This window comes from Bacillus cereus group sp. BfR-BA-01347, from assembly GCF_022663835.1.
In the GTDB taxonomy this organism is placed as follows: domain Bacteria; phylum Bacillota; class Bacilli; order Bacillales; family Bacillaceae_G; genus Bacillus_A; species Bacillus_A thuringiensis_K.
Genome location: NZ_JAKUGG010000004.1, coordinates 373,233 through 383,024, shown reverse-complemented (window position 1 = coordinate 383,024; position 9,792 = coordinate 373,233). Strand labels below are relative to the sequence as shown.

Genomic DNA, 9,792 nt, shown 5'->3' with positions numbered 1-9,792 from the left:
TGGGTAATGAACTCTTGTCTTCAAACGAAAAACACCTCCAATGAATTTGCATACTTAGTATGCGAATTCAGGAGGTGTTTTTTTCATGTACCACTATTCGGGTTCACTTCAAAATGAAGGGGGTTTTTCAATGTCTTTAAAAGGTTCTTTCTCAAAAAGAAGCGAATAGTGTGAGAAAGGGGTGGTTATATGGAAGTCGTTATAAAGAAGAAACGAAAAAAGGGAAAAAGAATTTTTATTTGGGCTAGTAGTATCGTTCTTTTGTTAGTTATTTCCGCTGTGATTTTTTTGAACATATATACGCTGAAATCTATGCCAAAGATAGATGGAACGATAAAGCTAGAGGATTTACAACAGGCTGTTACGGTGAAGCGTGATAGTAAAGGTGTACCGCATATTAAATCGGAAAATGCACATGATTTATATTTTTCACAAGGATATGTGCAAGCGCAAGATCGTTTGTTTCAAATGGATTTAAGTAGAAGACAAGCGTCTGGTATGTTAAGTGAAGTTGTTGGGGAAGCAGCTGTTGATCGAGATAAATTGTTTCGAACACTCGGTTTACGGCGAGCGGCCGAAGCTTCAGTTAGTCAATATGATGGAGAAGCGAAATATGCCCTGCAGTCATTTGCTGATGGGGTGAACGCTTTTATACGTGAGGCGAAAGAGGAAAAGAAATTACCAGTTGAGTTTACTATATTAGGTTATGAACCTGCTGAGTGGTCAATTGTTGATACTTTAACGATCGGGAAGTATATGGCGTTTGACTTAGGAGGACATTGGCACGGACAGGCATTTCGATATTGGGCCCTGAAAAATCTTCCCAAAGAGCAAGCGAATGAGCTATTTCCTGCATATCCGAAAGATGCCCCTAGATTGCTAACTGAACTGAAAAATACAAATGTGGACGTAGCACAAAGTTTTTCAAAAACGATAATTCCGCCGGAGTTTAACGGTAGTAATAACTGGGTTGTGAGCAGTGAGAAGAGTGCGTCAGGTAAGCCAATTTTAGCAGATGATCCTCATTTATCTCTTGCGACGCCTTCTATTTGGTATCAAACGCGACTTGAAATGAAAGGTTTGAATGTGAGTGGCGTTATTTTCGCCGGAGTACCAGGTGTTATATTAGGACACAATGACAAAATAGCGTGGGGCGTTACGAATACGGGGCCTGATGTGCAAGATTTATATATTGAGAAGAGAAATCCTAATAATGAAAATGAATTTCTGTATAACGATAAATGGGAGAAAGCTACCGTTGTAGACGAGTCGATTAAAGTAAAAGGCAGGAAGACAATTCCTTATAACGTTACGATTACGAGGCATGGACCAGTAATTTCAGAGTTTGCGGATAAGGGGAAGGAGAAAACGAAAACAGTATTCTCTTTAAAGTGGACAGCTTTAGAACCGTCAGCTGAGTTAAAAGCTGTATTAAATATGAACAAAGCAAAAGACTGGAATGAGTTTGAAACCGCTCTTCAAGATTTTCATACACCAACCCAAAACTTTGTGTTTGCATCAAACGACGGCACAATTGCTTATAAAGCGAATGGAAATATACCAGTGCGTAAAAAAGGTGATGGTAGCTTACCTGTTCCAGGATGGACAGATGAATATGAATGGGAAGGGTATATCCCGTTTGATCAACTTCCAAAAGTAATTAATCCAAAACAAGGGTTTATTTCAACTGCGAATAATAAAATTGTTGATGATGATTATCCGTATCATATTAGCAATACGTGGGCGCAGCCATATAGGCAAATGCGTATTCAAGAATTTTTGCAAGAGAAGGAAAAGTATACGGTGAAAGATTTAGAAGAGTTACAGATGGATCAAAAGAATTTATATGGGAAAGAGTTTACTCCTATATTTTTAAAAGAGTTAAATAAAGCATCTTTAAATGAGGTAGAGGAAGAAGGCGTAAACCAATTAACAAAGTGGAATTTTTACGATAGTAAAGATGAAGCGGCACCATTAATATTCCATTTGTTAATGAAAGAGATTTCAAATACGTTATTTTCAAAAGAAATACCGAAAGATGTAATGGAGTTATTTGAAGGGAAGTCACAAGTTGTTGATGAATTGATTCGAAAAGAAGTAGCGGGAGAAAATAGCGTTTGGTTTACGAAGTACGGAGGTTTCACAACAGTTGTGCATACATCGTACGAGAATGTAATGAAGAAATTGCAGAAGGAATATGGACCCGATGTTGGAGAGTGGAAGTGGGGCGATTACCATCAACTCGCTTTTACACATCCAATTTCGAAATCATCGAGTATGTTAGCATTACTCGCTTTTAATCGTGAGAAACCAGTTCCGATTGGTGGGAGCCAAGTTACCGTGCAAGCAGCGAGTTACGGCGAAAACGGCATTGTAAATCACGGGGCGTCTTGGAGATTCATTATTGATACGAAAGATATGTCAAACGGTTATCATATCGTAGGGCCAGGACAGTCGGGCCATTTTAGAAGCGATTGGTATCATGATCAAATAGATGATTGGGTAAATGGCACGTATCATACGACTACATTGAATACGGAGGGGATAGAGGGGAAGGTGCTAAATTTAGAACCGAAGTGATAGGGTGTTTTTGTTTGTGGAGGGAACTAGTAATACTCTTTTTGATAATGAAAGCTTATCATTTAGAACATAACCCAGTTCTTAAATAATTTTAACAGCCAGCCTACTATCATTTAATTTGATAGTAGGCTGTTTCCATCTTCGAAATACGCTGTAGCAACTTCTTCAGGATTACGATTATTTCCACATGCTGCAAGTGCTGTAACTAATAAAGTCATTACAACTATTAACATGATCATTCCAGTTTTGAGGGGAATTAGTTAACAAAGACTAGGTATTATTTGCAACAGAACTGTTCCTCTATTCCCCTTGTTTCATCATTTTTCTAGGCCAGCCAACTTGACAAATGTTTTTTTATCAAACTACAATGAAAATCATTATCAATAATATAGGGAGGATACTTTGGTCAATAAATGAAAAATAATATATTTATAGGTTAATAACCAGATCTTGTTAAGTTGTATGTACTATTTTTAGTTTAGCGTTTCCCAGAATGTACACCAATTAATCTCGCGAATTACAAGAAAACTATTATTGAAATGAGGCGTGTATTGTGAAGTTGGACGTGAATGAGTTAGCAGAGTATCTTGCCAATACTCCTTTCCGAGTAGAAGGAGTATATCGTTATGCTAAAAATCCAGGTGTGCCTTTTGCTGAGTCTACAGATTCTTTCCCAGGATTTGTATTTCCAATTACAGGGAAGACGCAATTTCAATTTAATGGTACGCCGTATACTCTTTCCCCAGGAAAAGTTATACATGGGGGTGCAAAAATGACATTAGCCCATAAAATGCTTGGTGAAATGAACTGGGAATATATTCTTGTTTTATATCAGATAAGCAATTCAGAACGAGAAGACTCTGGCTTTACTCATCAGCATTTTGAATTATTAACAGGACAATCTCCTCGTCTTGTCGAATTACTTATGCGTCTTTGGGATGTATATAATCAGCGTGGAGGCATTTCGATGTTTCAGACCGAAATGCTGTTTCGCGAAGCGTTGAATGAAGCTTTATTAAGTGTTTTCAATAGAGAAAGCAATTATGAGTCGCATACTTTATTCGAACGAATATCTAGTTACGTTCGTAAATACTATTATAAGGATATTACAATTCATACGCTTACAGAACAAAATAATGTTAATCGAAATCGTCTTTCTTACGTGTTTAGAAAGCATGCAGGTATGGGGGCAACAGAATATTTATTGAACTATCGTATAAAGATGGCTCAAAAAATGTTATGTACAAGTGATGTGCCTGTACAACAAATTGCGCAGGCTGTTGGAATCGCAGACCCTTTTTATTTTAGTAGAGTTTTCAAGAAGCGAGTTGGCATTTCGCCTACTAAATATCGCGAGAAGTTCATCAATAATCCATACTAATGTCAACAGGGGTCCATTCTTATTTGAAAATCACTGTTCTATACTTATGGAGAGTTAAAGGAAACATTGGATTGAAAGTACTTTCATTGAAATCACTCCTTTGTACTATCTGAATGAAAAGTTCTGGCCGGAGCATTTTCTTTTTAAGCGTAATAACGACTTTTTTACTTATATTACTGTAATATAGTGGAATTTGAAAGTGAGGAGGGATTATTATCCATTACCAACCTATTAAACTAAATGACGAGTTATCTAAAATTAACGATTATTGGTATCCACAAGTGATTGGTGAAATGAATGACGATCAAATTCAGCTTTTTAAAGCTAATGGAGATTTTATATGGCATGAGCACCCTAATACGGATAAGCTATTTATTGTGCTTGAAGGGGAGATGTTCATCGATTTTCGTGATGGACAGGTGAAAATTTCTAAAGGCGAGATGTTTATTGTCCCGAGAGGCGTTGAGCATAAACCTTTCACTGAAAAGGAATCTCATATCATGTTGGTAGAGCCTAAAAGGGAAATGGATTGATAATTGTAAAAAGATAAAAAAGGAGCGGAAATCCGTTCCTTTTTTATTTATCTTACTATTTTTAGGAGCTTAGTATGAGTAAGATGTGAATAAAGGATGAATAGCATTTTTATCAATAAAAATTTATTGGATTTTTTGTGGAATATATATGAAACGTTGTATAAAATAATCAAGAAAGCCAAAAATTATAGGGGGAAAGTTGTGAAGAAAAATAAGAGTTTAATAAGTTTTTTAGGAGTGTTTATTATGTTGTTTTCTTTTTGTTTTCAAGGAAATGTACAGGCAGATGTAAATACTGTTCAATCTGGAAAAATCAAATCAGGAAACGTAACAGTATGGGAAGTTGGAAATGTAGCGAAAGTATTAGCGGATGTGGAGCGCTTAAATTTAAATACAGTAAATGTACCGATTCAAGTAGATATCCCAAATGTGACTTCTACTAACATGGTAATTAATCAAGCGCAAAAGCAACAAGCTAGTATTTTAATTCAAGAATTATTAAAGCGTAATATTCAAGTTATAGTGGAACCGTTCCCGTATATTCAGCAGGGGAATGTTGGAGAGACAGAATGGAACCCAAGTAACATTAATGATTTCTTCTGGAATTGGAAGACGGTTATTCTGCAAGATATTTTTAATTCCATTACAAGTAAATACAATGTGTATGGACTAAAGATTGCTTCTAATTTCGTGAATATGGAGTATGCAGAAGGATACTGGAGCGATACAATTGATTTTGTTCGTAATCAGTATAAAGGAAATGTTTTGTATCAAATGAACTGGTGGTTAACAGCAAGCTGGGACCCTTCTTATGAAGCGAAGTTTAAAGAGAAAATCAATCGCCCGTATTTAAAAAAGGTGGATATTGTTAGCATAGACAGTTGGTTTGAAGTTTCAGGAAAAAGAAATCCATCATACGAAGAAGTGAAGCAAAGTTTATTTGCGACGACAGTATATAATCGTGGGCAAAATGTTGTTCAGCAACTAGAACAATTACATAAAGCAACAGGAAAGCCTGTTTATTTTGGTGGATTTAATGTTCCAGCGCGTGAACTTGGACTGCAAAATCCGTGGAATCCAGATGTTTCTAATGTGTTTTCAAAAGACGTACAATTAAACGGATGGCGCGCTTACCGTGACGTATTAGAACCAAAACCATATTTTAAAGGTTTTTCAATTTGGTTTATTGGATCTAATGATAGTACGCATGCGTATCAAATACATAGTAAAGAAGCAGAGGCAGTTATTAGCGGGTGGTACCGAAAATAAATTTTATAAAATAGGTAAGTTTTAAAGTTTACTACATATATTTCTAGTGAAAGGCCTTTCACCATCTTATCACCTAGGGGGCAATCATAATGAAATTTTTGTCTTACCTTACAGTAATTTTGGTGATTCTTGGCGGTTTGAATTGGTTGTTTGTAGCGTTAGATTACAATGTAGTTGAGAAATGGTTTGGTTCTATGCCGGCGCTTGTGGACACTATTTATTGGCTCATTGGTCTTTCTGCAATTTATCAAATTTTTGATCGGTTCTTTACGGACAATTAGCTATTATTCTTTCATTACTAGAGTGTTAAGTACGATTATGTACTTAACACTTTTTTGTATGTTTATAAAAAAAGGTTTGCACTTGCAAGCGATTCCATTGCGTCTTACGCCATAATAGTGGAAAACAAATTGACCGTATATTATATTTTAGGTTATAATTCAGAAAGTTTAAAAATTAATAAAAATGAGAAATAGGGGGGTTATCATGGTGATGGAGAGAGTGTATAATTTTTCAGCAGGACCATCAATACTCCCTTTGCCAGTTTTAGAAAAAGTGCAAAAGGAGCTTGTAAATTATAACGGGACAGGCATGTCTATTATGGAAATGAGTCATCGATCTTCATATTTTCAAAGTATTATAGATGAAGCGAGTAACCTACTTCGTGAATTAATGAACATTCCTAATGAATATGATGTATTGTTTTTACAAGGCGGTGCGTCATTACAATTCTCTATGATACCGTTAAATGTAATGAATACGTATAAAAAAGCAGGGTACGTATTGACTGGCTCATGGTCAAAAAAGGCGATGCAAGAAGCTGAAAAAGTAGGGGAAGTACAAGTGATTGCTTCGTCTGAACAAGCGAAGTTTACTACAATTCCTAAATTGGATGGTTTACTGAGCGATGAAAAACTAGATTATGTACATATTACAACGAATAATACAATTGAGGGGACGAAATATGTAGAAGTTCCACATTTAGATAAAGTATCGCTCGTTGCGGATATGTCCTCAAATATTTTATCAGAACAATATGATGTTACGAAGTTTGGCCTTATATATGCGGGAGCGCAAAAGAATTTAGGGCCAGCGGGCTTAACGATTGCAATTATAAAAAGAGATTTAATTGGAGGAGCAGATCGCTCTTGTCCGACAATGTTAAATTATGAAACTTACAGTAAAAATAACTCCTTATATAATACACCGCCATCCTTTAGTATTTACGTAACAAAACTTGTACTAGAGTGGTTGAAAGAGCAAGGCGGAGTATCTGCGATTGAAGAACAGAATAGAATGAAATCTTCACTTATTTATCATTTTTTAGATGAATCTAAATTGTTTACTTCACCAGTTGACCCTGCGTATCGATCACTTATGAATATTCCGTTTACAACACCGTCAGAAGAGCTGAACAATGAGTTTTTACAAAAAACGAAAGAACGCGGCCTTGTTACGTTAAAAGGACATCGCTCAGTCGGTGGTATGCGTGCAAGTATTTACAATGCGATGCCAGTACACGGTGTACAGCAATTAGTAGATTATATGAAGGAATTTGAGCTTGAGAATAGATAGGGAGATGGGGATATGTTTCGTGTTCAAACGTTAAATCAAATTGCGGAAAAAGGTTTACAAGTTCTTAGCGGAGAGCGTTATGAAGTAGGGGAGAGAATGGATCACCCAGATGGTATTTTACTTCGCAGCTATTCTTTACATCAAGAAGATTTTTCAAAAGACTTAAAGGCGATTGCAAGAGCTGGTGCTGGTGTAAATAATATTCCTGTCGAGCGCTGTACAGAAAAAGGGATTGTAGTATTTAATACACCAGGAGCGAATGCAAATGCAGTGAAGGAACTTATTATCGCCAGCCTTATTATGTCTTCACGTAATATTATTAACGGAGTAAGCTGGACGAAAAATTTAGAGGGTGAAGAAGTACCACAGCTTGTTGAATCAGGGAAAAAACAATTCGTTGGATCAGAGATTGCAGGGAAACGTCTAGGGGTTATCGGACTTGGCGCAATTGGTGCTTTAGTTGCGAACGATGCGTTAGCTTTAGGGATGGACGTCGTCGGATATGATCCTTACATTTCAGTTGAAACAGCTTGGCGCCTTTCTACACATGTGCAAAGAGCATTTAGCCTTGATGAAATTTTTGCAACGTGTGATTATATTACACTGCATATTCCTCTTACCAATCAAACGAAGGGGCTTATTGGTGAACACGCTATAGAGAAGATGAAAAAAGGAATGCGTTTATTCAATTTCTCAAGAGGAGAACTTGTAGATGAAAAAGTTCTTCAAAAAGCGTTAGAAGAAGATGTTATTGCGCATTACGTAACTGACTTCCCGAATGAAAATGTGATTAAAATGAAAAACGTAACAGCGACGCCTCACCTCGGTGCATCTACGTCTGAATCGGAAGAAAATTGTGCAGTAATGGCAGCGCGCCAATTACGTGAATATTTAGAGACAGGAAATATTCGTAATTCAGTAAACTATCCAAACGTAGAATTACCGTATATCGGAAAAAAACGAATTACGATTATGCATCAAAACGTTCCGAACATGGTAGGACAAATTACAGGATGTTTAGCAGAACATCATATTAATATTGCTGATATGATTAATCGTAGTAAACATTCTTGGGCATACACAATGATTGATATTGATAACGGAATTGATGATATAATAAAAGAGAATATTGTGGAAAATATAAGCAAAATTACAGGTGTTGTAGCCGTTCGAATGATTGTGTAAAGGAGAGAGGAACTTGGCAAAAATCCGACCGTTTCGGGCCATTCGTCCAGTAGAAGAAAAAGCAGCGGAAGTGGCAGCTTTACCGTATGACGTATTAAATAGTGAAGAAGCAAGAGAGGTTGTAAAAGGGAATCCTTATTCTTTCTTACACGTTGATAAAGCAGAAATTGATTTAGACCCGGCACTTTCACCGTACGATGATCGCGTATATGAAAAAGCGGGTGAAAATTTAAATCGATTTATACGAGAAGAAGTGTTCATTCAAGACGAAGAGCCAGCGTTATACATTTATGAATTGACGATGCAAGGAAGAACGCAGTCAGGCCTTGTCGTTTGTACATCTATTGATGAGTATGAAGATGATACAATTAAAAAACATGAAAGAACGCGTCATGAAAAAGAACTTGATCGCATTCGCCACGTAGATGTGTGTGACGCAAATACAGGTCCTATCTTTTTAACGTATCGTACAAAAGAAGAGATAAAGCGTTTTGTTGCCAGCTGGAAAGAAGAACATGCGCCAATCTATACATTTACAGCAGAAGACGGCGTTAAGCATGTTGCCTGGAAAATAGCTGATGAAGAAGTAATTGCAAGTTTAGTAAACGTATTTGAAGATATTCCTAATCTTTATATTGCAGATGGGCATCACCGCTCCGCATCAGCTGCAAAAGTAGGGCTCATGCGAAGAGAACAATATCCGAATTACACAGGAGAAGAAGAGTTTAATTTCTTCTTATCTGTTTTATTCCCTCACGATGAGTTATCTATTTGGGACTATAACCGAGTTGTAAAAGACTTAAACGGTTTATCAGAAGAACAGTTTTTAAAACAAATCACGCAATACTTTTATGTAGAAGAAGCGGCTGTTTCTCCGTATAAACCAAATGAGCCAAAAACATTTGGTATGTATGTAAATGAGAAGTGGTATAAGCTTACTGTGAAAGAAGAAACATTTGATGCGAATGATCTTGTTAGAGGTTTAGATGTATCTATCCTGCAAGATCATTTATTAAGCCAAGTACTTGAAATACACGATCCGCGATCTGATTCACGCGTTGATTTTGTCGGAGGAATCCGCGGGTTAGAAGAACTAGAACGCCTTGTAAATAGCGGTGAATATAAAGCAGCGTTCTCACTATATCCGACATCAATGGAATCGTTATTAGCAATCGCAGACGCTGGAGAAATTATGCCGCCAAAGTCAACGTGGTTTGAACCGAAACTGCGCAGCGGGTTGTTTGTACATTCTTTAAAGTAAATATAGAC

The 9,792-nt window shown here is 36.7% G+C and carries 8 protein-coding genes; all 8 read left to right on the top strand.

Annotation, left to right across the window (positions count from 1 at the left end):
* Positions 1–189 precede the first annotated feature (189 nt).
* The gene (locus MR143_RS10060) at positions 190–2,580 is read left to right on the top strand and encodes a penicillin acylase family protein (RefSeq protein WP_000454310.1); all 2,391 of its coding nucleotides are present in this window, start codon (positions 190–192) and stop codon (positions 2,578–2,580) included.
* Between the two features lie 553 nt (positions 2,581–3,133).
* On the top strand, positions 3,134–3,961 hold the full coding sequence (locus tag MR143_RS10055) for a helix-turn-helix transcriptional regulator (RefSeq protein WP_000762816.1): 828 nt from the start codon (positions 3,134–3,136) through the stop codon (positions 3,959–3,961).
* A gap of 293 nt (positions 3,962–4,254) precedes the next feature.
* On the top strand, positions 4,255–4,494 hold the full coding sequence (locus MR143_RS10050; RefSeq protein WP_000997182.1) for a cupin domain-containing protein: 240 nt from the start codon (positions 4,255–4,257) through the stop codon (positions 4,492–4,494).
* Between the two features lie 201 nt (positions 4,495–4,695).
* A complete protein-coding gene (locus tag MR143_RS10045) occupies positions 4,696–5,763 on the top strand; it encodes a glycoside hydrolase family 113 (RefSeq protein WP_242280727.1) in 1,068 nt (355 codons plus the stop codon).
* An 89-nt stretch (positions 5,764–5,852) separates the two neighbouring features.
* The gene (locus MR143_RS10040; RefSeq protein WP_000670803.1) at positions 5,853–6,044 is read left to right on the top strand and encodes a DUF378 domain-containing protein; all 192 of its coding nucleotides are present in this window, start codon (positions 5,853–5,855) and stop codon (positions 6,042–6,044) included.
* Between the two features lie 211 nt (positions 6,045–6,255).
* Positions 6,256–7,338, top strand: coding sequence for a 3-phosphoserine/phosphohydroxythreonine transaminase (serC, locus tag MR143_RS10035; RefSeq protein ID WP_199717643.1), 1,083 nt, complete (start codon positions 6,256–6,258; stop codon positions 7,336–7,338).
* 12 nt (positions 7,339–7,350) lie between these two features.
* On the top strand, positions 7,351–8,523 hold the full coding sequence (locus tag MR143_RS10030; RefSeq protein ID WP_000490256.1) for a 3-phosphoglycerate dehydrogenase family protein: 1,173 nt from the start codon (positions 7,351–7,353) through the stop codon (positions 8,521–8,523).
* A gap of 13 nt (positions 8,524–8,536) precedes the next feature.
* Positions 8,537–9,784 carry a DUF1015 domain-containing protein gene (locus tag MR143_RS10025; RefSeq protein ID WP_001063036.1) on the top strand — a complete coding sequence of 416 codons (1,248 nt, stop codon included), beginning with the start codon at positions 8,537–8,539 and terminating at the stop codon, positions 9,782–9,784.
* The last annotated feature ends 8 nt before the right edge of the window (positions 9,785–9,792 follow it).

Coding starts and splice junctions, on each gene's coding strand:
- MR143_RS10060 (WP_000454310.1), top strand. CDS start 190: ATGGAAGTCGTTATAAAGAAGAAACGAAAAAAGGGAAAAAGAATTTTT.
- MR143_RS10050 (WP_000997182.1), top strand. CDS start 4,255: ATGAATGACGATCAAATTCAGCTTTTTAAAGCTAATGGAGATTTTATA.
- MR143_RS10040 (WP_000670803.1), top strand. CDS start 5,853: ATGAAATTTTTGTCTTACCTTACAGTAATTTTGGTGATTCTTGGCGGT.
- serC (WP_199717643.1), top strand. CDS start 6,256: ATGGAGAGAGTGTATAATTTTTCAGCAGGACCATCAATACTCCCTTTG.
- MR143_RS10030 (WP_000490256.1), top strand. CDS start 7,351: ATGTTTCGTGTTCAAACGTTAAATCAAATTGCGGAAAAAGGTTTACAA.